At 36.8% G+C, this 201-nt stretch carries 1 protein-coding gene; it reads left to right on the top strand.

All coding sequences use genetic code 11. The features are described 5' to 3' along the window. On the top strand, positions 1-201 hold a 201-nt coding region (locus GQ589_RS12170), incomplete at both ends, for a hypothetical protein (RefSeq protein ID WP_160426523.1).

Below are 201 nucleotides of genomic sequence, written 5' to 3'. Positions count from 1 at the left end.
ATAAAAACCGAAAAAGAAGTGGTTGGGTGTTAGTGAATGGCGAAGGCGCTAAAAGGGTATGTTGTTGGGATTGGTTTGATTTTACACAAATAAAAGAGACGGGCACACTAAAGGAAATCTACCTTGATGCAGACAAATCCTTAAAACGCAATAAAGACAACCATTCCTTATCAGGATATAAACCAACGATAAAAGAAACAT

Source organism: Gilliamella sp. Pas-s27 (assembly GCF_009795865.1).
Classification (GTDB): Bacteria; Pseudomonadota; Gammaproteobacteria; order Enterobacterales; family Orbaceae; genus Gilliamella.
The sequence above is the reverse complement of the archived record's forward strand: the minus strand, read 5'-3'. Positions and strand labels throughout refer to the sequence as shown.